Origin of the sequence: Kordia sp. (genome assembly GCF_965224175.1) — a bacterium.
Taxonomy (GTDB): domain Bacteria; phylum Bacteroidota; class Bacteroidia; order Flavobacteriales; family Flavobacteriaceae; genus Kordia.
The window spans coordinates 4,683,366-4,707,173 of the sequence record NZ_OZ245041.1; the positions used below are offsets into that span (position 1 = coordinate 4,683,366).

The 23,808-nt window shown below is 32.8% G+C and carries 25 protein-coding genes; 11 read left to right on the forward strand and 14 right to left on the reverse strand.

All coding sequences use genetic code 11. From position 1 onward, the window contains the following. Positions 1-4: 4 nt before the first annotated feature. The gene (locus ACOQOS_RS20355; RefSeq protein WP_420572320.1) at positions 5-586 is read left to right on the forward strand and encodes an NUDIX hydrolase; all 582 of its coding nucleotides are present in this window, start codon (positions 5-7) and stop codon (positions 584-586) included. Positions 587-941: 355 nt separating this feature from the next. On the opposite strand, the gene ACOQOS_RS20360 is transcribed toward ACOQOS_RS20355, so the two are convergent. After that, a complete protein-coding gene (locus ACOQOS_RS20360) occupies positions 942-2,693 on the reverse strand; it encodes a M14 family metallopeptidase (protein WP_420572321.1) in 1,752 nt (583 codons plus the stop codon). 201 nt (positions 2,694-2,894) lie between these two features. Between ACOQOS_RS20360 and ACOQOS_RS20365 the strand changes: the two genes are divergently transcribed. The 4 genes from ACOQOS_RS20365 (at position 2,895) to ACOQOS_RS20380 (ending at position 9,405) form a co-directional block, all read left to right on the forward strand. Continuing rightward, entirely contained in the window at positions 2,895-4,502 is a 1,608-nt protein-coding gene (locus tag ACOQOS_RS20365; RefSeq protein WP_420572322.1) for a SulP family inorganic anion transporter, read from the forward strand. Between the two features lie 86 nt (positions 4,503-4,588). Beyond that, complete coding sequence (locus tag ACOQOS_RS20370) at positions 4,589-6,808, forward strand: response regulator (RefSeq protein WP_420572323.1); 2,220 nt, start codon at positions 4,589-4,591, stop codon at positions 6,806-6,808. Further along, positions 6,798-8,981, forward strand: a complete 2,184-nt coding sequence (locus tag ACOQOS_RS20375) for an ATP-binding protein (protein ID WP_420572324.1) — start codon at positions 6,798-6,800, stop codon at positions 8,979-8,981. The genes ACOQOS_RS20370 and ACOQOS_RS20375 overlap by 11 nt, the downstream gene beginning before the upstream one ends. Positions 8,982-9,027: 46 nt before the next feature. Continuing rightward, a complete protein-coding gene (locus ACOQOS_RS20380; protein ID WP_420572325.1) occupies positions 9,028-9,405 on the forward strand; it encodes a hypothetical protein in 378 nt (125 codons plus the stop codon). A 115-nt stretch (positions 9,406-9,520) separates the two neighbouring features. Here the strand turns inward: ACOQOS_RS20380 and coaD are convergent, their stop codons facing one another. Next, on the reverse strand, positions 9,521-9,973 hold the full coding sequence (gene coaD / locus ACOQOS_RS20385; RefSeq protein WP_420572326.1) for a pantetheine-phosphate adenylyltransferase: 453 nt from the start codon (positions 9,971-9,973) through the stop codon (positions 9,521-9,523). Positions 9,974-10,010: 37 nt separating this feature from the next. After that, entirely contained in the window at positions 10,011-10,991 is a 981-nt protein-coding gene (locus tag ACOQOS_RS20390; protein ID WP_420572327.1) for a D-alanine--D-alanine ligase, read from the reverse strand. Between the two features lie 122 nt (positions 10,992-11,113). On the opposite strand from ACOQOS_RS20390, the gene ACOQOS_RS20395 reads away from it, so the two are divergent. Together ACOQOS_RS20395 and ACOQOS_RS20400 are read left to right on the forward strand one after the other, a co-directional pair. Then, the gene (locus ACOQOS_RS20395) at positions 11,114-11,719 is read left to right on the forward strand and encodes a PASTA domain-containing protein (RefSeq protein ID WP_420572328.1); all 606 of its coding nucleotides are present in this window, start codon (positions 11,114-11,116) and stop codon (positions 11,717-11,719) included. Then, a complete protein-coding gene (locus ACOQOS_RS20400; protein WP_420572329.1) occupies positions 11,691-12,746 on the forward strand; it encodes an RluA family pseudouridine synthase in 1,056 nt (351 codons plus the stop codon). Before ACOQOS_RS20395 ends, ACOQOS_RS20400 begins: the two co-directional genes overlap by 29 nt. A 127-nt stretch (positions 12,747-12,873) precedes the next feature. Here the strand turns inward: ACOQOS_RS20400 and ACOQOS_RS20405 are convergent, their stop codons facing one another. Together ACOQOS_RS20405 and ACOQOS_RS20410 are read right to left on the reverse strand one after the other, a co-directional pair. Next, positions 12,874-13,317, reverse strand: a complete 444-nt coding sequence (locus tag ACOQOS_RS20405) for a hypothetical protein (protein WP_420572330.1) — start codon at positions 13,315-13,317, stop codon at positions 12,874-12,876. A 123-nt stretch (positions 13,318-13,440) separates the two neighbouring features. Then, complete coding sequence (locus ACOQOS_RS20410) at positions 13,441-13,995, reverse strand: hypothetical protein (RefSeq protein ID WP_420572331.1); 555 nt, start codon at positions 13,993-13,995, stop codon at positions 13,441-13,443. A gap of 153 nt (positions 13,996-14,148) precedes the next feature. Here ACOQOS_RS20410 and ACOQOS_RS20415 point away from each other — a divergent pair, with 153 nt between their 5' ends. From ACOQOS_RS20415 to ACOQOS_RS20430, 4 genes are read left to right on the forward strand one after another with little or no spacing between them, the layout of a single operon-like run. Continuing rightward, positions 14,149-14,805 carry a VOC family protein gene (locus tag ACOQOS_RS20415; RefSeq protein WP_420572332.1) on the forward strand — a complete coding sequence of 219 codons (657 nt, stop codon included), beginning with the start codon at positions 14,149-14,151 and terminating at the stop codon, positions 14,803-14,805. 31 nt (positions 14,806-14,836) lie between these two features. Continuing rightward, positions 14,837-15,595 carry a peroxide stress protein YaaA gene (yaaA, locus tag ACOQOS_RS20420; protein WP_420572333.1) on the forward strand — a complete coding sequence of 253 codons (759 nt, stop codon included), beginning with the start codon at positions 14,837-14,839 and terminating at the stop codon, positions 15,593-15,595. Positions 15,596-15,599: 4 nt separating this feature from the next. Next, complete coding sequence (locus ACOQOS_RS20425; protein WP_420572334.1) at positions 15,600-16,334, forward strand: hypothetical protein; 735 nt, start codon at positions 15,600-15,602, stop codon at positions 16,332-16,334. 57 nt (positions 16,335-16,391) lie between these two features. Beyond that, on the forward strand, positions 16,392-17,093 hold the full coding sequence (locus tag ACOQOS_RS20430; protein ID WP_420572335.1) for a uracil-DNA glycosylase family protein: 702 nt from the start codon (positions 16,392-16,394) through the stop codon (positions 17,091-17,093). Between the two features lie 93 nt (positions 17,094-17,186). Here the strand turns inward: ACOQOS_RS20430 and ACOQOS_RS20435 are convergent, their stop codons facing one another. The 9 genes from ACOQOS_RS20435 to ACOQOS_RS20475 form a co-directional block, all read right to left on the reverse strand. Further along, positions 17,187-17,603: a DUF805 domain-containing protein gene (locus ACOQOS_RS20435; protein ID WP_420572336.1), complete on the reverse strand. Its 417-nt coding sequence runs from the start codon at positions 17,601-17,603 to the stop codon at positions 17,187-17,189. A gap of 83 nt (positions 17,604-17,686) precedes the next feature. After that, positions 17,687-18,184 carry a hypothetical protein gene (locus ACOQOS_RS20440; protein WP_420572337.1) on the reverse strand — a complete coding sequence of 166 codons (498 nt, stop codon included), beginning with the start codon at positions 18,182-18,184 and terminating at the stop codon, positions 17,687-17,689. Positions 18,185-18,287: 103 nt separating this feature from the next. Next, positions 18,288-18,851, reverse strand: a complete 564-nt coding sequence (locus ACOQOS_RS20445) for a metallophosphoesterase family protein (RefSeq protein ID WP_420572338.1) — start codon at positions 18,849-18,851, stop codon at positions 18,288-18,290. Between the two features lie 163 nt (positions 18,852-19,014). Further along, on the reverse strand, positions 19,015-19,938 hold the full coding sequence (gene rlmF / locus ACOQOS_RS20450; RefSeq protein ID WP_420572339.1) for a 23S rRNA (adenine(1618)-N(6))-methyltransferase RlmF: 924 nt from the start codon (positions 19,936-19,938) through the stop codon (positions 19,015-19,017). Positions 19,939-20,181: 243 nt separating this feature from the next. Further along, complete coding sequence (locus ACOQOS_RS20455) at positions 20,182-20,418, reverse strand: class I lanthipeptide (protein ID WP_420572340.1); 237 nt, start codon at positions 20,416-20,418, stop codon at positions 20,182-20,184. A gap of 213 nt (positions 20,419-20,631) precedes the next feature. Then, complete coding sequence (gene trpA / locus ACOQOS_RS20460) at positions 20,632-21,399, reverse strand: tryptophan synthase subunit alpha (protein ID WP_420572341.1); 768 nt, start codon at positions 21,397-21,399, stop codon at positions 20,632-20,634. 80 nt (positions 21,400-21,479) lie between these two features. Continuing rightward, complete coding sequence (gene trpB, locus ACOQOS_RS20465) at positions 21,480-22,667, reverse strand: tryptophan synthase subunit beta (RefSeq protein ID WP_420575168.1); 1,188 nt, start codon at positions 22,665-22,667, stop codon at positions 21,480-21,482. Between the two features lie 108 nt (positions 22,668-22,775). Then, the gene (locus ACOQOS_RS20470) at positions 22,776-23,090 is read right to left on the reverse strand and encodes a GIY-YIG nuclease family protein (protein WP_420572342.1); all 315 of its coding nucleotides are present in this window, start codon (positions 23,088-23,090) and stop codon (positions 22,776-22,778) included. Between the two features lie 53 nt (positions 23,091-23,143). Then, complete coding sequence (locus ACOQOS_RS20475) at positions 23,144-23,779, reverse strand: phosphoribosylanthranilate isomerase (RefSeq protein WP_420572343.1); 636 nt, start codon at positions 23,777-23,779, stop codon at positions 23,144-23,146. Between the last annotated feature and the right edge of the window lie 29 nt (positions 23,780-23,808).

Genomic DNA, 23,808 nt, shown 5'->3' on the forward strand with positions numbered 1-23,808 from the left:
GCAAATGTATAAAGTTTTTATCAATGATAAGCTCATTATCTTATCAAATGAAGTAATAAAGAATGAAATTTCTGACACATTTTTATTGAAAGATGTTGATTTTGAGTGGCTTATAGGGAAAATGACTTCTGGAAAAATAGATAAAGCGATACTTTATCACGACAACGGTGACGAATTACTGCCATTGCTGTATAAAAAATTACCCGTTGTAGAAGCAGCAGGCGGTTTGGTGAAAAATTCTGTAGGAAACGTTCTGTTTATTTTTAGAAACGGAAAATGGGATTTGCCTAAAGGAAAGACAGAAAAAGGCGAAAATATAGAAGAAACTGCTGTTCGTGAAGTAGAGGAAGAAACAGGAGTAAAAGGTTTAGTGATTACTGATTTTTTAATGAAAACCTATCATATCTTCAAACGAAATGGAGAATATCGCTTAAAACTGACACACTGGTATTCCATGCAAACTGCTTATGATGGCGAATTGTCCCCGCAATTGGAAGAAGATATTGTAGAAGTGGTTTGGAAAAATGCTACAGATACAGATATTGCCTTGCAAAATTCTTATGAAAACATAAAGTTATTGTTTTAGTCAGGAATGTTAGACGTGCTTTGCTTTTGGAAACGCTTATGCTTTAGACTCGCTTCGCTTTTGGTATTTTAAATGTTGGATGTTAAATTTTGAATTACTTCGAAGGCTAAGCTTATAAACTTCAGATTACAAAGCGTCACTTCGAGTGTTTTTGAGTGAGCGAAAAAATGTATCGAGGAGTACTTAGAAACCTAGAAAGTATTGAGTATTAAGATTCTTCAAACGCAAACTCACCACTTTTGAATCTGAAAATTTTCAAAATTGAGCAACTTTATGAGATGCTTAATCAAGTTCAGTAAGACGTGAAAAGTAAGCAATAGCAGGTGAACAAACTAACAAATCAACAAAAAACACATCAACGCAAAATCCTAAAAATAGGATATCTTAAATGTGCTTTTTCATAGTGATTGGATTTTTTGTAAATCCAGCGTAATTGTTGTGAAGCACTTTTTGCAAATTTTTCATCGTTTGCTTTTAATTGCTCAAATTCAGCTTTCCATTCTGGATTTTTTTCAAGTAGTTCTTTTGCTTCATCTTCAAAAACATAAGCTGAAAATCCTTCTTTTTGTTGTAAAATAGTATCAAAGAAATTCCAATTAAAGAACGAATCTACCGCTTCAGGCTCAAGAGTTTCTAGTAAGTAACGAAATGCAGCTTGGTCAGTGTACACAATAATATCACCTTGTTTGAAACCAATTTTTTGTGCAGTTTTTGAAACCTCAGTGTTGTAATGTGTATAATGACCTTCAAACGGATTGGAATAGGTTTTAAAGTCTTTAATATGGTAGGTTTCTACATTTATAACGGTATCATTTTTAATAGTATTCAATGCAACATTATTCAACTGTAAAAGGTCAATGACATCATGCCAACCTTTGGGAATTATATATGCTTTTGGAACTGTAACTTGCTTTGTTGATTTGAAGTAATTGTAGTAACTCACTTCTTTGGTAAACGGTTTGGAACTATCATATTTTAAACGCTTCTGACCTGTTAAGTCACTCTCAACGAATTTACCTTCGTATCCTTTAAAATTGAGCGTTGTTTCTTGACTTTTATCCAGTTCCCATCGTATAGGATATGTTTCTGCATTTGTATAAGATGCATGTGTTTTTTGTCGAATGTCTTTTATGTTTTTGTGATGTTTTGTTTCAATATTTTCAATTAAAGCATCCATGAGCGCATACGTTCCTTCTACACGTTGTTTGTATGGTTTTAACATATGTGTTTCTACCATCAATCCTAAAGTATTGAAAAGCGTTGTGTATCCTGTTGAGTATCTTGGCGAATCCATAAACTGAGAAAATCCGCTTTCAGGCGTTCTGCCAAAAACATTGACATATGGAGTAATATCCCAATTCTTTTTTAATAATGTATTCTCTAAATCGGGCATCATCGTTTCGTGCAGAAATTTTCCAGCTTCATGTCCTAATTTATTATGCTGCGTAAATAAATGTGTTAAAGTATATTGATAATCAGCACCATTACTTACATGATTGTCTACAAAAACATCAGGTTGAACTTTGTGAAAAATTTGAGCAAAAGCTTTAGCATTTCGTGTGTCAGATTTTATAAAATCACGATTTAAATCATAATTTTTAGCATTTCCTCTAAAACCATACGTTTCTGGACCATTTTGATTGGCTCTTGTGCCAGAATTACGATTTAAACTTCCGCCAACATTATACACTGGAATTGCTGCAATCACTACATTTTTAGGCGCTTTTTTCGTGCCATTTGCCAAATCGCGTAAAAGCATCATGGTAGCGTCAATGCCATCGCTTTCTCCTGGATGAATTCCGTTATTAACCAATAAAATGGTTTTTTCCTTGCGTATGTTGTCAAAATTAAAATTTTCATCAGGATTAAAAGTTACTAAATGTAAAGGTTCGCCAGAGTCTGTACTTCCAATAGTTTCTAAATGAATTTGCGCGTAACTTTTTGCTAAATTTTCATAATAGGCAATCACTTCTGGATAAGTAGGCGTTTGTGTCCCGTTAGATTTTTCAAAAGTAGTTGTGAAATCAGTGTGAATTACAGTGTCTTTTTGTTTCGAAGTACACGCAAAAAATAGAGAGAAGACACAAAGGAAGCTTAGTTTTTTCATGAAAAATGATTTTGGCTTTCAAACTTACTTAAAAAAAACAAAAAATCTATTCAGCATAGTTAGATATAAAACCACGATGACAATTTCATTTGTTATAAAAATGTTGTCATTGAGTATTTCATATTCCTAAAACTTGTCAGAAGAAATAATAACTGTATTTTTGCCGCTTCTTAATTTTAAGAATCACAATAGCAAAGAATTATGACTGAGTTTATTAGAAAGAGAACAGCAAATGCCAAGAATGATATTTTAAGTGGATTAACAGTTGCTTTAGCATTAGTGCCAGAAGCAGTTGCTTTTGCCTTTGTAGCAGGTGTTCCGCCAATGGTTGGATTGTATGGTGCCTTTATGATGGGATTAATTACCGCTATTTTTGGAGGACGACCAGGAATGATATCTGGCGCAACAGGAGCTATGGCAGTAGTAATGGTTGCTTTGGTAGCCAAAGGAAATGAACTTGGTTTAGCTAGTGGAATGGGCGAACAAGGATTGCAATTCTTGTTCATCACCTTATTGATGGTAGGTGTTATTCAAGCATTGGCAGGTGCTTTTAAACTTGGTAAATTTGTAAGACTGATTCCGCATCCAGTAATGATGGGATTTGTAAACGGTTTGGCTATTGTAATTTTTATGTCGCAACTACAATTGTTCAAAACAGGAAGTGGAGACAACAAAGTTTGGCTAGAAGGAAGCGCTATGTGGATTATGATTGGTTTGGTAGGATTGACAATGTTGATTATGTGGGGATTACCAAAATTAACCAAAAAGTTGCCAGAAGCTTTAATTGCGATTATTGTAGTTTCTGCTATTGTTATTCTTGGAGATATTGATGTAGCAACGGTAAAATCATTTATCGTAGAAGGAAGTGAAGGAAGATCTTCAGGACTTAAAGGAGGATTGCCAACGTTTCAAACAGCTATATTTTCTGCAGAACTGTGGAGCATGAAAAATCTATTAATCATGGCGCCATATGCTTTTATTTTAGCCGCTATTGGATTGATAGAATCACTTATGACTTTAAACTTAGTAGACGAATTAACTGAAACTCGTGGAAATAGTAATCGCGAGTGTTTGGCGCAAGGTGGCGCAAATATCTTAAATGGACTTTTTGGAGGAATGGGCGGTTGTGCCATGATTGGACAATCTATCATTAATATAAAAGGTGGCGGACGCGGAAGATTGTCTGGAGTTGTAGCAGCATTAGCTTTATTATGTTTCATTCTATTTGCTTCAGGATTAATAGAACAAGTTCCTATTGCAGCTTTAGTAGGTGTAATGTTTATGGTCGTTATAGGAACATTTGCTTGGAGTAGTTTTAGAATTTTAAATAAAATTCCGGTAAGTGATGCCATTGTATTAATTGCTGTATCATTAATTACTGTATGGAAAGATTTAGCAGTAGCTGTAATTGCAGGAGTTATTATCTCAGCTTTGGTATTTTCTTGGGAAAATGCAAAACGTATTCGTGCACGTAAAAAAGTATTAGAAGATGGCACAAAAGTATACGAGATTTTTGGACCGTTATTCTTTGGAAGCATTCAAGCTTTCAATAGTAAGTTTGATATAAAAGATGATCCAGAAAAGGTAATGATTGATTTTATGGAATCAAGAGTTTCTGATCATTCTGCTTTAGAAGCGATTTACAATTTAATACAAAAATACGAAGCAGCAGGAAAGCAATTACGTGTTAAACATTTAAGCGAAGATTGTAAAGCATTGATGGTCAAAGCGTCTCCAAAATTAGCAAATGTCATAGAAGATGCAATAGATGATCCGCGTTATTATGTAATGATGGATATGCAAAAATAATATCTTAGGAGCGTAGCGTTAAAAAAATAAAAAGCTACGCTAATTTTTGTATCTTTTCGTCCGATTATAGCCTACTCACAATAAACATGACTGCCATACGCTTGTTTTTATTGCTCTTCGTCTATGTATCTATATCTCATGGACAAATAGGTCGTACAGTAGATAAAGATAGCATCATTAAGTTGTACACTACTGCTAAAGAACTCTCTCAACAACGAAAATACAATCAAGCACTTACAAATAGTCAAAATGCATTAAAGTATGCAAGTTATATTGAAGATGATGGTTTAATTGCAGAAAGTTATCGCACTTTAGGAATTGTATATATTCGAATGCGATTGGGGAACTTGGCTATTGAGAATTACAAGAAAGCAGCCATATATTACAAGCGAACAGGCAACGAAAAAGGCCTGATGAAGATTTATAACAATATAGGTTATTATCTTTACAGAAAGAAAAAATACGAAGAAGCGGAAACACAATTGCGGCTGAGTATGGAATTGTCTAAAAAATTTCCAGATGATCTCAGTTCTATTTATCCGAAGTATAATATTGGACAATTATTTTTGACCAAAAAGAAATATGTAAAAGCGGAAGATTGCTTTCAAAAGGTTATCGAATATTGTGTTGATAATCCCAATTATCCAGCAGCATCTAAAATCTACCAAACTGCTCACTATTTTAATGGATTGGCATTACTTGGACAAGAGAAAGTTACCGAAAGTGAACTTGAATTTAAGAAAGTAATTTCTTTGTGTAATCCTGATAATATTGAACATACAGAATTATTGTCGTTGTCATATGAAAATTTAGCAAAAGTATATGCTAAAAAGAATGATAAAGAAGCCGAATTGGCAGCGCTCGAAAAGTACATACAATTTTACGAAACCTATAACAAACATCGTACGGAAGAAACGCTTACGGAAATTGTTATGAAATATGGGATTGATTCCTATGAAAGTCGTTTAGAAAATATTGAAAAAGATCAAGAAGAAAAAGAAGCATACATCAGTAATTATAAAAAGCTAATCACAATTTTAATCGTGATTTTGGTAATCTTGGTATTGCTAACAGGTGTTTTTTATCTGAATCAACGCGCAAGAGTGCGCACCAATGCTTTGCTGAGCGGACAAAACAAGCAATTGTTTGAAGCAAAAAAACAAATAGAGAATGTCTCTAAAATTAGATCAAATTTCTTCTCATTAATTAGTCACGAATTGCGTACACCATTATATGCAATTATTGGAATGACTAATTTATTACTACTAGAAAAACCAGAGAAATACCAAGAACGTTACTTAAAATCTTTGAAGTTTTCGGGAGAACATCTACTAGCTATCATCAATAATATTCTGCAAATGAATAAGATTGAAGCTAGTAAAATGAAAGCAATCGAAGAAAATGTAGATCTACGAAAGAGTATTAAAAATGTAATTACTTCTGTTAGCTTTTTAGTGAAAGAAAATCGAAATACAATTGATATAAAGATTGACGATAGTGTCCCAAATCAATTATTAGGAGATAGTCTAAAAATATCTCAAATTCTTTTCAATTTATTAGACAATGCAGTTCGCTACAACATGGAAGCGAGTATTAGATTGAAGATTCAGAAGATATCAGAAACCGCAGAGAATATAAAATTAAAGTTCTCTATAAAAGACAACGGATTAGGAATCCCACAACAGAAAAAACATATCATTTTTGAAAACCTTGCAAAAGGAATTATTCTCAGTGAAGATAATGGTTATCTCGATTTAGGATTAGGATTAACCACTGTAAATAATCTTTTAAAAGTGCTAAAATCTAAACTGCACTTACGAAGCGTATTGAACAAAGGTTCAGAATTTTATTTTGAACTCGAATTACGCAAAGTAAAAGTCTCTCAAACAAATGAAGAAGAAGAGTTTGAAAACAAAATATACTCCTTCGATGATGTACATATTTTAATTGTAGACGACAATGCTGTAAATGGTTTGCTGACGCAAAAAATACTGGAACGACAAAATATTCAAACAAAAGTTGTTCATAGCGGTTTCTCTGCATTAGATATCATCGATAAGCAAAAATTTGATCTTATCTTAATGGATATGTTCATGCCAAAACTAAACGGTTTAGAAACCATTCAAAGAATAAGAGAAAATAATAACAATATTCCCATTATACTATTAACTGCTATGGAAATATCTGATGCATATGCAAAAGTAGTTGATACAAAAATTAGCGGCGTAATAAGTAAGCCGTTTGAGCCAGAAATGTTGTATGATAAAATTGATTATGTAATACACAGATCTACAAGTGAAGAATAGTTATTTATTACATATCATCCTTTGTTTGTTTGCTTGTGTACAACTAAGCGCACAAGAAATATCTGCCGATAGTATAAGAACTCTAAATGATGAAGCTTTTGACTTAGGAAGAGACTATCGTTTTGGAAAAGCTCTTTCTTACAGCTACATTGCCATACAACACTCAACAAGTAATAATGACAATTCTTCACTAGCTTCCTCATATCATGTGTTAGGTAGAACTTATGGGAGAATGCAATACCGTGAAAAGGCGAAAAAGTATTATAACAAAGCACTTCAAATTCAGCGCGAACTGGAAAATAAACGTCAAATTGTACTAGTATATCACGATTTAGTGCGGATTTCTCAAGAGGAGAAAAATTATGAAAAAGCACATGTGTATCTAGAAGAAGGATATGAAGTAGCAAAAGCATCTAGAGCAGAAAATAATTTTTTAGTACTCGATTGGGCAAAGGTGAGTCTGCTAGAAGAAGAAGGTAAGCACGAAGAATTACTAGAATTTACAGATGAAATGATAGCGCGTGTGAAGGCTATGGATTTATCCAAAATGATGCTCACCGCAAGTATTAATTTTTTAGAGTTTGTAAAGGGAACTACTTATTACAATTTGGGTAATTATGAAATGGCGCAAAAGTTTCTGGAAAAACATACTACAAACGAATATGTGCATGTGCCAAACTTAGCGAAATCATATCAACAACTTGCTGTGATTTATAAATCACAAGGAAATATAGAAAAACAGCGAGTGGCACATTTAAAGTATCAAGAAAATTTAAAGAAAAAATTAGATGATGATTATAAAAGTGTTCAGGAAGAATTACTTACAAATTACTCATTAAGCAAAGATCAACTTAAGCTAGATGTTTTAGAAGAAAAAAATCATCAAAAAAGTATCATTGTCAATCGTTTTAGAGTAGTATTAGCAATTATTGTGTTGCTGCTTATAGGTTGTGTATTATTAGGAGCATTAATCATCAAAGCTATTTATAAAAAGATAAAGAGTAATAAGTTGCTACGCATGAAATATAACAAGCTTGAAGAAGCGAAATTGAAAGCAGAGATGACTTCAAAAACAAAATCAAACTTCTTTTCAATGATGAGTCATGAGTTACGTACGCCTTTATATGCCGTAACAGGAATTACACATTTATTATTAGAGGAAAATCCGAAGCCTTCTCAAAAGCAATATTTAAAATCATTGAAATTTTCGGGAGATCATTTATTATCACTTGTGAATAATATCTTGCAAGCAAATAAACTAGAAGATAATACAATTACAATTGGTACATCTACGTTCAATTTAAAAGCTAATATTGACAATATTATAAAATCGTTCGATTTGTTGATTAAAGATCGAGAAAACGAATTAAATATTGCATACGACAAAGAAATTCCAGAATTATTAGTTGGTGATAGTTTAAAAATTTCTCAAATATTAATTAATCTTATCAGTAATGCTATTAAGTTTACCAAAGGAGGAACCATTCGCTTAAGTGTGGAAAAACTTGAAGAAACTCATGATGATGTATTGCTGCATTTTTGCGTTCAAGACACTGGAATTGGAATTCCGAAAGAAAAGCAAGAAAAAGTGTTTGAAATGTTTTCTCAGAACTATGATGAAATCAATCAACAATATCAAGGTTCTGGACTGGGATTATCCATCGTAAAAAAGTTGCTAGAAGTATACAACAGTGATATTCATCTAGAAAGTAAAGAAAATGTTGGAACGACATTTACATTTGATATTCGTTTCCCAAAAACCAGTGAAGGTGTTGATCCAAATATAGAAGTCTATTTAGATGATGTTGACTTTAGTCATTTAAAAATGTTAGTGGTGGATGACAATAAAATCAACCAAATGCTTACCAAGAAAATCCTTTCTATCAAGAAAATAACAACCGATATTGTAGCCAGTGGAGCAGAAGCTATTGAAACTGTTCAAAACAATCATTACGATTTAATTCTGATGGATATTCACATGCCAGAAATGGACGGTTATGAAGCAACTAAAGCTATTCGTAAATTTAATAAAGAAGTGCCAATTATAGCATTTACAGCAGTTTCTTTAGATGATAGCATGCCAAAAATTATCAATTCAGGAATGAATGATATGATTATAAAACCTTTTGAAGCTACTCAGTTATTTGCTTTGATTCAGAAACATATGAAGTAATGTAGCTTCGACTTCGCTCAGCTACCTTTTTTGGATCGCTTCGCTTTTGGATCGCTTCGCTTTTGGATCGCTTCGCTTTTGGATCGCTTCGCTTTTGGATCGCTTCGCTTTTGGATCGCTTCGCTTTTGGATCGCTTCGCTTTTGGATCGCTTCGCTTTTGGATCGCTTCGCTTTTGGATCGCTTCGCTTTTGGATCGCTTCGCTTTTGGATCGCTTCGCTTTTGGATCGCTTCGCTTTTGGATCGCTTCGCTTTTGGATCGCTTCGCTTTTGGATCGCTTCGCTTTTGGATCGCTTCGCTTTTGGATCGCTTCGCTTTTGGATCGCTTCGCTTTTGGATCGCTTCGCTTTTGGATCGCTTCGCTTTTGGATCGCTTCGCTTTTGGATCGCTTCGCTTTTGGATCGCTTCGCGAATACTCTTAGACTCTTAAAAAACCTTACTTCGAGTTAATTTGCTCCGCAAATTTGTATCGAGAAGTACTATGAAATCTAAAACGTATTAGAAACTTTATTGAATGCTCTCAAATCAATAAACGATCTACACTCTAACTGAATCAGGAACCAACAATGTGTAATCTCCATTATTTCGGATAACTTCACGAACAATAGAAGAAGAAATATACGAAGTACTTGCCGCAGTTAATAAAAAGATAGTTTCTACGGGAGCTAAATCACGATTTGTATGCGCGATGGCTTTTTCAAACTCAAAATCAGCAGGATTTCGCAAACCACGTAAAATAAAATCTACATTATTTTTTTCGCAGAAATGAACCGTTAAACCTTCATAGGTTACCACTTTTACCTTTGGTTCATCTTTAAAAGCATTTTCAATAAACGCTTTACGTTCTTCCAAGCTAAACATATACTTTTTCGCAGAATTCACACCAATAGCCACAATAATTTCGTCAAATAATTTAACGCCTCGTTGAATAATATCGTAATGTCCTAAAGTAATGGGATCAAATGATCCAGGAAATATAGCTCGTTTCATAGTTGTATAGTTTCTTTAAAAAAACAATGACAAGGTACTACTTTTTAGCCAAAGCTAATTCAACAGCATTTCCAAACAATGCTTCTAATGAAATGCCAGCTACTTGTGCTTGTTGCGGTAAAATACTTTCCTCCGTCATTCCAGGGATAGTATTTACTTCTAACAAATAAGGTTCATCATTTTTAAAAATAAATTCACTTCTAGAAAAACCGTCCATTTTGAGAATTTCATAAATGTTCTTGGCTACTTTAGAAACTTTTGCTGTCAGTTCTGGAGAAATTCGAGCAGGTGTAATCTCTTGCGATTGTCCTAAATACTTGGCTTCATAATCAAAAAAGTCATTCTCAGAAACAATCTCAGTAATTGGTAACACGGTTGTTGTACCTTGATAATTAATAACTCCAACAGAAACCTCAACACCATCCAAAAATGATTCAATAATTACTTCGTCATCTTCTTTCAGTGCAACTTCAATAGCTTGTTGTATTTCCTCAATTTTATGCACTTTAGAAATTCCAAAACTGCTTCCAGCTTTATTAGCCTTTACAAAACATGGTAAACCTACTTTAGCAACAATAGCTTCTTCATCGATAACATCGCCTGCATTCAAATAAAATGAAGTGGCACACTTAATACCATAAGGTTTCAAAGTAGATAACAAATCACGTTTATTAAAAGTAAGCGCAGCCTGATACATGCCACAACTTGTATGCGGAATTCCTAAAAGCTCCAAATATCCTTGTATATATCCATCTTCTCCTGGAGTTCCATGAATTGCATTAAACACACAATCAAAAGTAATTTTCAGATCGTCGATAGTTACTGAAAAATCATTCTTATCAATAGGAAATTCTTTATCATCTGTAGTAACACAAACCCATTTATCCTTAAAAATATGAACTTTAAAAGCGTTATATTTTGTAGAATCTAAATGTTTGTAAACAACATTTCCAGTTTTTAGAGAAATGGCGTATTCACTAGAATAACCGCCCATGATAATGGCTACATTTTTCTTCATTTGTATAAGAAATAAGACGAATAAGCGTTATAAAAACGAAAGTAAATGTATTTGAGGACAAATCAAAGTAGAATAAAAGGAATAATAGTATGTATATTTGCCTCATAAAAAATGTATTCTAAATGAATTTTATCAAGTTTATATTTACCAAAACATTCTTAAAACAACTTGGAATTGCCCTAGGAGTTGTTATTGTTTTAATCTTTTTAATTACGCAATGGTTAAAATTTGCGACAAATCATGGAGAATTTAAAACGGTACCAGATTTGAGCAAGCTTTCTTTTGAAGAAGCAAAAGCGAAATTGGCAGAAAATGATCTAAACTATAAATTGGAAGATACGATTAATTTCAATCCAGATTATCCAGCATTTTCTGTGATAGAACAAAATCCGGCTGCAGGAGAAAAAGTAAAAGAAGACAGAAAAATATATCTTAAAATAAATCCATCTAAATATCGTGAAATATCAGTCCCTTATGTAATTCAGATTACCAGAAGAACGGCGGAATCTACTTTAAATGCTGTAGGTTTTAAGGTTGATAAAGTAATTTACAAAGATGATATTGGAAAAGATATGGTGTTAGGAATACAATACAAAGGAAAACCTATCAAACCAGGTGATCGACTTCCAAAAACATCGAAAGTTGAACTGATTTTAGGAAACGGAAAACGCCCAGGAAGTAGTGGCGGAAGTGATACTAATGAAAACGAAAACAATGCAGGAGAATAACTTTCCACAACCACAAAACGAAACAGACGAATTATACGAACATTATTCTTTTACTGCTGAAAAAGGTCAGCAGCCGTTGCGTGTAGACAAATATTTGATGAATTTTATTGAAGGTGCTACTCGAAACAAAATTCAACAAGCAGCGAAAGACGGAAATATCTATGTAAATGATAAGCCTGTAAAGTCAAACTACAAAGTAAAAGGGAATGATGTCATTAAGGTTTTGTTTGCGCATCCACCTTATGAAAACTTATTAGTTGGTGAAGATATTCCAATTGATGTTGTGTATGAAGACGATGATGTATTAGTAGTCAACAAACCTGCGGGAATGGTGGTGCATCCAGGACACGGAAACTATTCAGGAACATTGATTAATGCGTTAATTTATCATTTTGACAATCTTCCAAAAAATTCGAACGAACGTCCAGGTTTGGTACATCGTATTGATAAGGATACAAGCGGTTTATTAGTTGTAGCTAAAACAGAAGAAGCGATGACGCATTTGGCAAAACAATTCTTCAATAAAACTTCAGAACGTATCTATTATGCCTTAGTTTGGGGAAATGTAGAAGAAGACGAAGGAACTATAGAAGGAAACATTGGACGTCATCCTAAAAATAGATTGCAGAATACAGTATTTTTTGATGATGATGCTGACAAAGGAAAACCTGCGGTAACGCATTACAAAGTTTTAGAACGTTTAGGATATGTAACTTTAGTCTCATGTCAGTTAGAAACAGGTCGTACACATCAAATTCGTGTGCATATGAAGCACATTGGACATACTTTATTTAATGATGAACGTTATGGTGGTGAGCGTATCTTAAAAGGAACAACGTTTACCAAATACAAGCAATTTGTAGAAAACTGTTTTAAAATATTACCAAGACAAGCATTACATGCAAAAACACTCGGATTTATTCATCCAAGAACAGGAGAGAAGATGAGTTTTAACTCTGAAATTCCTTCTGATATTGCTGATTGTGTAGAAAAGTGGCGAAACTATGCCAAGCATACAGAAATGTAGCTGTAAAAAAGTATTGAGACTTTAGTATTGAGTATTGAGAAGTTTCAAAAGAATAATTATTAGAAATCTATTTCTTTTGATATGAAATTATAGTCGATAAGTGAACTCACAACTCACAACTCACAACCTACTTCTTCGTATCAAATAATAACGATTTCTTTTTAAAATCGAGACGAATTTGGTTGTACTTTTTCTTTTTGATGTAATTCAAATCTTTCTTTGTTATTTCAAAACTAATCTGTGTCATCCAACGTGTAGAAACATTTGAAAAATCAGAATTAATTTCTTTAGTGTCAGAAGGTAACGTTAATTCTGTGTCTCCCAAGAATGTTAGTGTACAACCTTTAAAAGTTTTAATCTTTGTAGTACCTAAAATGGTAACTTCCATAAAAACATATCCATTCAATTCCTGTAGTGCTGCCCAAATTCCTCCTTGTTCGGAAGTGGCAATTTGCTCACCAGCTACTTCTTGCATTTTATTCTCAGTATAGGTGTCAATATGCGTACGTTCCATAGCGCGAACATTTCCCATACTTGCCAATAACTTATCAATAGATTTTAATAATTTCATTTGTCTTTATTTAAGCGCTGCAAGATAATATTTTTTGTGAAGTTGAAAAGTGTGAGCCTTTATAAGTTTTTATGTTAAAAATATCTATGACCTAAAAAAAAGGTAAATACTGAAAAACAGTAACTAAAGTGACAATAACGCATCAAAAATATCAAAATGATGTTCATTACTTCTTAACTGAATAGTGAGTTTATCATTTTTTAACCGAATCGTGTAAATTTTTCCCTCTTCAAAAAGCGGATTTAAAATTTGTATGATTTTAGAGAAGAATTTAGAAGAATTCTTATTTGTTTTAATAACATAATTTTTATCATGTTTCAATCTTGAAAAACGAATACTTAGGTTGTCTAAAAATCGTCTTTTACGAATAAAAATAGAAATATCCTTGTCATGCAATTTAACGCAGGTCCATTCTGCCAAATCTAAAAGAACTTCATTTTTGTAAAAAACCGAAAATAAACTTCCTGTACTAGAATAAATGGCTTTCTTATACTTTAAATTCCAGTTTCTTTTGCTTTCTATTTTACCCAAAACAGTATAACTCCATGCGTTGTAATTTCCTTTAACCATTCCGTTTTTACTGGCAATAAAGCGTTCGAAGTCATGGCAGAATTTTTCATTTGCTACAAAAAAAAGAGAGTTTAATTCCTGCGGCGCTGCATTCGATTTGATTTTCATACATTATATGTGTCCTTAGAAACATTACTTTGTTACAATTCTTCAAATGATAATGTACCATTTATAAGTCATCATAAAATATCTTTATTTCCATATAAAAGATAACTTTTTTAATCCTTGTTTTAACACTTTAAAAAGCTGTAATTTTAACTTATGAAAATTAGCGAATTAACCCTTTTTACTACTAAATTAGAAGCGCAACAGGAATTTTATACGCAAGTATTAGAATTGCCTTTAATCGCTGCCAATGCAAAAAGTTTTAGTGTAAAGGTTGGAGTTTCTTCCTTAACTTTTGTAAAATCAACACAAGCAAATCCTGCGCATTTTGCGATTAATATCTCATCCTATAAAATTCAACAAGCGCTACAATGGATTCAACAACGGACTGATATTTTACTGTGTGAAGGAAAGCAAGTTGCAGATTTTTCTAATTGGAATGCAGAAGCAGTCTATTTTTATGATTGTGATAAGAATATTGTTGAATTCATAGCACGAAAGGATTTAGATATTATCAACACGAATCCTTTTTCCGTTGCTGATATAGTAAGTATTAGCGAAATGGGAATCGTTTCTCAAGATAATAAAGCTGTGTACGATCAATTGCAAACGATGCGACCAATAGAAATTTATGATGGAAATTTTGAACGTTTTTGTGCTGTAGGAAATGCCGAAGGTTTGTTCATTTTAGTCAATAATGCTAAGAAAAAATGGTTTCCAACACTTGAAGAAGCTCATGTTGCCGATTTTCATGTAAAGGGCGATTATAATTTTGCTTTTCTAAATGGTAAAATAGTCCCAGAAAAAGAGTAAATTTAACATTCAAAAAAACGAAAAAGATAAAATGAAGATTGTCATATCACCAGCAAAATCATTAGACCTAGATAGTAAAATTCCAACGGAAAAACATACAGAAGCATCTTTCTTAAGAGAAGCAGAACGTTTAAGTAAAATCTTAAAGAAAAAATCACCAAAAAGTTTAGGGAAGTTAATGCATATTTCTGATGCTTTAGCAGAACTCAATTGGCAACGCAACCAAGATTGGGAATTGCCATTTACTACTGAAAATGCGCGCCCAAGTATTTACACATTTAGTGGAGCTGTTTTTCAAGGATTAAACGCGTTTACACTTCCAGAAGAAAAAATAGATACACTTCAAAGTACACTTCGAATTCTTTCAGGACAATATGGTTTATTAAAACCACTAGACTTAATGCAAGCATATCGTTTGGAAATGGGAACTAAACTTCCTGTTGGTAAAAACAAAAACTTGTATGAATTTTGGAAAAAGAAAATTACAACGCAATTAAATTCAGAATTAGAAGATGATGAATTATTTGTAAACTTAGCAAGTAACGAATATTACAAAGCAGTAGATGCTAAAGCGCTAAAAGTACCTGTAATTACACCAGTTTTTAAAGATTTAAAAAACGGAGAGTATAAAACGATTATGACGTATGCAAAATTAGCAAGAGGTTATATGACACGTTATATTATTGATACTGATGCGAAAACTATTGATGACTTAAAAGGATTTAATTATGAAGGTTACGGATTTAGCGAAGAAATGTCTAACGAAAAAGAATTAGTTTTTATCCGATAAATTTATGTTTCGTTTTTACACACCTGTTCTTATACTTCAAATATTCTGTTTGTATCATGCATACAAGAACAGGAAAGAATATTTCTGGTATTTGCTAATCTTCATGCTGCCTTTTTTGGGAGCAATCATCTATTTGATTACTCAAGTATTCAATAAATCAGATTTGGAAAGTATGAAGGAGGAAATTGCTACGATAATCATTCCTTCTAAAAAAGTAAAAGATGCCGAAAAACGTTTAGCCTTTTCAGATACTTTTCAAAATAGAGTAGCTCTTGCTGATGCGCATTTTGAAAATGGCGATTATGAAAATGCTAGTATTCACTATGAAGCTGCGTTGAAAGGAAATTTCGAAAAAGATTTCTATGTCATTACGAAAATGATCAGCGCGATGAGTCAATCAGAAAACTATGAAGAAGTGATTCGTTTGGCAGAAGAAATTAAGGATAATCACGAATTTAAAAATTCTAAATCACAATATATCTACGGATTGGCTTTAGATAAATTAGGTAGGATAGAAGAAGCTGAAGAAAATTTAAAAACAGTCGATCAACGTTATTCTAATTACGGAGAACGTTTGATATTGGCTAAGTTTTATGAAAAAAACGGAAAGCGAACAAAAGCCATTGAACTATTAGATGAAATTATTACGGAATCAGCACACATGAGTCCGCAAAACAGAAAAACGTATCGACAAGTAGTAACCAATGTGCGTAAATTTCGTGAAGAACTAGATAATTAAAATTGTAGTTTTTTATCTCATAAAAAAAATCCTTCGTATTAAAAGTTAACAATAGCATTGAGTTTTTTTCATAAACATCCATATCAACCATTCATTCAGCCTAATACAGAAAAACTAATTGTTGGAACATTGCCACCACCGCGATTTTCTACGGGCAAATTACTCGAAAAAGATGTAGATTTCTGTTATGGCAGTTATTACAATTCTTTATGGCTATTTATTGATGAAATTCATAACCTAAACTTACGATACGACAATTCGCAAGCTGCAATTGAAGAACGAAAACAATTCTTAATACAACACAAAATTGGTGTTTGTGATATTGTAGATAGTTGTGAGCGTGAAAAAATAGATGCTTCCGATTTAGGCATGCAAAACATACAATTGCGTGATGTAATTAGTTATCTGCAAAAATATCCGAGTATTCATACCATTCTATTTACTGGCGGAAACTCTAAAAATGGTCCAGAGTATTTCTTCCGAAGACATATCAAGCAATATAATTTGAAACTAGAAGTGGTTTCTGATGTAGTTCCGAGAATTCATCAATTTGATTTGAGTTTGGCAGCAGATAAAGATTCAAAAAAAATATCAAAACAAACACAATCGAGGTATATAAAAACGGTTTCCTTAACTTCGGCTTCTGGAGCTGCCAATCGTGCTGTAGGAAGTATTCCTTTGTACAGAAAACTAAAAGCTGAAAATACAAAATTTACTACGTTTGATTTTCGCGTGCTACAGTATCGTGAGTTTTTTTAAGAAAATAATACACATAAAAAAACCCCAAAAGCAGATTGATACTTTTGGAGTTTTTTGTGAAAAATATCTTCAAAAAGATACTTTTACTATTTTTTAGCTATTAGACTTTGGTCCAATGTTGTTTAAATCCTCTGGATATTCAGCTTTTGGATCTGGTCCATATTGGTTAGGTCCTACTTGTCCTTCTGTGCACATTAAGATAAGGAACCAAATTCCACCAATTAAAGGAATAAATGATACAAGAATCATCCAACCACTTTTGCCAGTATCATGTAATCTTCTTACTGCTACTGCAAGATTAGGAATTAAAACTCCTAATGCATAGATAACGTATACAATTCCTCCTAGCGCTGCCAATGATTCTGAAAGTGCTCCTAAGATGCCAGTTAAAACCAGTAAGCCAATAATGATTAAGAAGTTAAATAATATAAACATCCAATATTCTTGACGTCTTGCTCTTCCTTCAAAGTTTGCGTAGTTATCACGAACTACTTTTAAATACCATTCCATAGTTTAATTATTAATGTTGATTAGTGTTAGTTAATTTCAAATATAAAAAATTTTTGTAAGTGTTTTTTGAATGATGGAAAAAATTACAATTTAGATTGCAAGTGCTTTTCAAGCTTTCCTTTCTTTTGTAATTTTTTATAACGTTCAATAGCTTTAATTTTGCCTAAAACTTTTTTATTAGCATTGTAAAAAGTAATCACATTTTCAATACCGCGAATGTTTCCTTGGAGATCATTTTTATAATCATTATTTTCAATACAATATGATGCCCATCCTGCGAGATAAATTATAAAAGATTCAGGAGATTCTAAAAAAGTAACAATATCAGGAGAAACATTCATGCTAATTTTGGGAGTTCCTTCAAGCCATTTGAATACAAACTTTTGTACTTCTATTCGTTTCTCTTTTTTTGAGTTAATAGGTGTTTCTACTAACCATTTTGTTGCAGCAACAATATCAGATTCATATTTTTCATAATCTTCAGCTTTTACTAAAGAGTAGTCTGGAACTTCAAATTCTTGTGCTTGAACTGTTACAAAAGTGCATAACAGGAAGGTTAAGCAAAGTAGTTTTTTAATCATAATTAGTTTTAATGTCTCTCAAATATAATAAAATAAACGAAAGAAAACACAGTGAAAAGAAATGAGCTTTAATTTTTACATCAAAGCTCATAATTGTATATCATTATCTATTTTCCTTTTCAAAAGGAGGTTTCCATTTTTTTGTTTTCATAATGGCTTTCACTTCTGCATACGATAACGGATAAAAGTCATGACAATCAACACCAATATCAAATGATAATGAAGTAGGATCGTCAGGCAAGGTTCCGTGTGAATGTCCGTATAAATGGTATGTTCCCCAATGAGAAGCATTCCACTCGCGAAGTGCATAATGAAACAATACGATCATTTGTTCACCTCGCTCAAATTCTTCGTCTTTAATGACTAATTCGTAATAATCTTTAATCCATTCAAATCGTGTATGACACGCTTGCGCAGATTTTTCGTGATTTCCATTAATCAAATAGATTTTCCCGTGTAAACGTTCTAAAATCTTTCTTAATTTCCCTGAAGAAGACAGTCCAACATCGCCAAGATGATATACTTCGTCTTCTGGGTTTATTTTTTCATTCCATTTCTGGATTAATATTTCGTCCATTTCATCTACATCTGTAAACGGACGTTCAGAAAATTTAAGGATGTTTTTATGTCCAAAGTGATGATCTGAAGTAAAAAATATGTTACTCATTTTTTAAGTTTTTAATTCAATATTATTTTTTAAGCTTCTGTGGTAATTGAAATCGAAATTTCAACTTTGGACACACCAAATTACATCGTTCTGTTTTTACAAGTGTTCATCATTTTTTAGTTTAAGCAGCAAATGTACAGTTTTTATTTAGCTAGAAGCGTTTTTAGACAAAACTCCAAGCTACAATTCGACTTACTTTATTGCCTTGTCCCATAGGAATCGTTTTTACAGTACTTGCGTTTACACGTTTTAAAGCATCATAAATAGCAGGCAAGTTCACTTCTTTCGAGACTAAAGTTGTAAACCATGTACATTGTTTAGAAAACTGTTTACTTTCTTTAATCATGTTTTTAATAAACTTCTTTTCGCCGCCTTTACACCATAACTCATTACTCTGTCCGCCAAAATTCAATTCGGCTTTCGTAACCTTTGTACCTTTTAAGTTATTCAGTTTTCTTAGTGTGCCAGCTTGGGCTTCTTTGGCAGATTTGTGGAATGGCGGATTGCAAAGTGCTATCGTAATTTGATCTTTCTGCTGAATAATTCCTTTGAAAATTTGATTTGGATTTTTCTGTTGACGAATCTCTATGCGATCTTTTAAATGTTCGTTTCTAGCAACGATATTCCGTGCGTTTTCAATAGAAACTTCATCAATGTCTGAAGCTATAAACGACCAACCATATTCTTGAGTTCCGATGATTGGATAAATACAATTTGCGCCTGTGCCAATATCTAAACAGATGATTTTTTCTCCTTTCGGAATTTTTCCCTGATTCGTTTCCGTCAAAAGCGTAGCCAAATGATGAATATAATCTGCTCTACCCGGAATTGGCGGGCAAAGATAATGTTCAGGAATATCCCAATAATCAATTGAATAATACTGTTTCAACAATGCTTTATTGAGCATTTTAACCGCTTTTGGGTCAAAAAAGTCTATAGATGTATCACCAAACTTATTCAACTGAACAAAAGGCGTTAATTCAGGACAAGCTTTCGTTAGCACAGCAAAATCATAACGTCCTTTGTGTTTGTTGCGTGGATGCAATGTCGTTTTTGTGCTGATGCGTTTTTTCTTTTTTGAATCCATGCATTTATTTTATCTTCAGGAAATTGTAGCGAAATACAACCTGTGTTCAATACTTGGTTGTGAAATTCTCTAATGTCAAATGTATCTCCTAATAACTTCGTTAATAGTGTTTAAAAGTACTATTTTTTTGATTGTGAAGAAGTATCATTTCTATTAGATACTAAATCTACAGTATAGATAAATTAAAATACAAGAAATAAAAACCTGAATGTGAAAACATTCAGGTTATAGATGAACTATTTTTTAGCAACAATCTGACCAATTACAAGAAGGCTGATTATTATGTGCGCACGAAAACTGACATGTATTTTGTGCAGCTCTACTTGGCTTTTGTATTTTACATGCCCAAATAGGTAATGTTTTGATTTCAATTGGGTTTCCGCCACCACCTGTATCAGTCGCACCACCGTACATGTTGTTTAAATCAGAAATAGCCGTTTTCTTTAAGCTTAAACCTTTACTTAATTTTTGTTTTTTCATAATGTATGTTCGTTAAAGTTAATACTACTACACTTAAAAGTGTAGGTTAATTAAATTGATAGTCAGTCAATTACGAAAACAAAACAAGAGTAAAAGTTAATGTGAGTCAACAAGTAGAAACGACAATTCCAAGAATTAGAACTATAATTCACGGAATTATCGCATAAAAAAAGCGAGTTTTAAACCCGCTTCCGTAAGTATTTAGGAAAAAGATTATGTATTAAGAATTTTATTCACAAAACTAGGAATGGTATTCGTGCCGTTTTGTGTGAGATGCTTGATAAATGCACTTCCAATAATGGCGCCTTTTGCTTTGTGAGTTGCTTGTGTAAATGTTTCATGATTGGAAATTCCGAAACCGACAATTTGCGGATTCTTCAAATTCATATTTCCAATTCTATCAAAATAATCAGCTTGTGCATTGCCAAAACTATTTTTGGCACCTGTAGTTCCAGCAGAACTTACCATGTAGATAAATCCATTGGAAATGCTATCAATAAATTGAATACGTTCCTCAGAAGTTTGCGGCGTAATCAAAAATACATTGATCAGACCGTACTTCTCAAAAATGGCTTGATACTGTTCATGATATACATCGACAGGCATATCAGGAATAATTAAACCATCAATACCAACTTCTTGACATTTTGCGCAAAATGCTTCAATTCCATATTGCATCATTGGATTTAGATAGCCCATAATAATCAAAGGAATAGAAACCGTTTTGCGAATATCTTTTAATTGACCAAACAAAATTTCGCTTGTCATTCCATTTTCTAAGGCTAGAGTAGAGCTCGCTTGAATCGTTGGTCCATCTGCTAAAGGATCGCTAAAAGGTAAACCAATTTCGATCATATCGACACCGCTTTTCTCTAAGTTTTCAATCACACCAACAGTATCATTCAAACTTGGATAACCTGCCGTAAAATATATAGATAATAGTTTTTTATCTTCTTGTAACTTTTGATTTATTCTGTTCATGGTAATAGTATTGAGTATTGAGTCATTAGTATTGAGATGTCGGTTTTATTTTGTCATATCTCATTACTAACATCTCATTACTATAATTTAAAATAATCAATATATGTGTTTAAATCTTTATCTCCGCGACCTGATAAATTCAAGACAACAATTTCGTCTTCTTTGAATTTTCTTGTATCAAAAACCGCCAACGCATGCGAAGTTTCTATAGCTGGAATAATTCCTTCTAGTTGCGATAATTCCAAACCAGCAGTCATTGCTTCATCATCTGTAACAGAAATGAATTCTGCTCGTTTACTAGCGTATAAATGTGCGTGCATTGGACCAACACCAGGATAATCTAAACCAGCGGAAATAGAATACGGTTCTGTGATTTGTCCGTCTTTGGTTTGCATTAATAAGGTTCTACTTCCGTGGATAATTCCATCTTCTCCTAAAACAGAAGTGGCAGCACTTTCGCCTGAATGAATTCCTTTTCCAGCGGCTTCTACCGCAATTAAGTTGACACGTTCGTCATCTAAATATTGATAAAAAGCGCCTGCTGCATTACTTCCGCCGCCAACACATGCAATTACATGATTAGGATAGGAGCGACCTTCTTTTTCGTTTAATTGCCATTCTATTTCTTCTGAAATTACAGCTTGAAAACGTGCTACCATATCTGGATACGGATGTGGACCAACTACCGAACCAATAATATAATGTGTATTAACAGGATTGCTGATCCAATCGCGAATAGCTTCGTTTGTGGCATCTTTTAAGGTTCTACTTCCAGACATCGCTGCACGAACCTCAGCACCTAACATTTTCATACGTGCTACATTTGGTGCTTGGCGTGCAATATCAATTTCGCCCATATATACAATACATTCCATGCCCATTAACGCACAAACCGTTGCTGTGGCAACACCGTGTTGTCCAGCGCCAGTTTCAGCAATAATACGGGTTTTACCTAAACGCTTTGCCATCAAAATTTGTCCAATTGTGTTGTTGACTTTGTGAGCGCCTGTATGGTTTAAGTCCTCACGTTTTAAGTAAATTTTGGTGTTATATTTAGCCGATAAACGTTCTGCATAAAACAGTGGCGATGGACGACCAACATAGTCTTTTAGTAATTGTTTGAATTCTTTTTGAAAAGAATCTTCATACATGATTTCTAAATACTTTTGGCGAAGTTCTTCTACATTTGGATATAACATTTCAGGAATATACGCGCCGCCAAATGTGCCGTAATATCCTTTTTCGTTCACGTGATATGTCTTTTTCATAGTGTGATGATTATCTTTTTTGTGTGATGCTGAATCAAGTTCAGCATGACGAACTGTTTTGTTTTTTACGTCAGTCTGAACTTGATTCAGACTCACATAATTTTATTTTTATAATACTAAAGTTTCAAGTTTTGGATTCAGTTCTTTAACTAAATCAATTTTCCAATCTCTTTTCCAATTCTTTAATTGTTTTTCTCGGGCAATCGCTTGATTTATATCTATAAATTCTTCATAATATATTAAATCAATTATCGCATATTTTTTAGTGAATTTTGAACCCATTCCAGAAGCATGCTGTATCAATCTCTCTTTTAGATTAGCTGTTACACCTACATAAAAAGTAGTTCTATATTTGTTAGTCAATATGTATGTATAACTTTTTTGCATTATCTTTTTTATGTGATGCTGAATCAAGTTCAGCATGACGAGCTGTTTTGTTTTTTACGTCAGTCTGAACTTGATTCAGACTTTAATTATTAAATTAATTCTTTAAAACTCTTCAATTCTTCAATGTTCTTTAATCCTGGAACGATTTCAAACTTGCTATTTACATCTAAAGCATAACAATATTTGGAAGCTTTACTTTTCTTAAAATCATCTAATTTTGCGATGGTTTCCAAGCCAATTCCACCACTTAAAAAAAATGGTTTTTCTGATGAATAGTTTTCTAAAACTTTCCAATCAAACGTTACGCCATTTCCGCCAGGTAATTTTCCTTTTGTATCAAACAAAAAGTAGTCAACAAAAGTTTCATATGGTTTTAAAACGTCAAAATTAAATTCGTCTTTTATAGAAAATACCTTGATGATTTCAATCTGAGCATTGAGCGGAGTCGAAATGCGTTTTTGTAACTCATCACAAAATTCAGGAGTTTCTTTACCGTGTAATTGTATTGCTTGTAAATTATATAGTTTTACTTTACTGAGAATTTCTTCTTGTGAAGCATTGACAAAGACACCAGTTTTTTTAATTCCATTAGGAATTTTAGGAATCACAGTATTAAAAAAACGTGATGATTTTTCATAAAATATAAAACCCAAATAATCTGGTTGTAATGTACTTACAGCTTTCATATTGTCTTCGTATTTCATTCCACATATTTTGAGTTTCATGGTAAAATTTGTTTTGCTTTCCCGAGAAA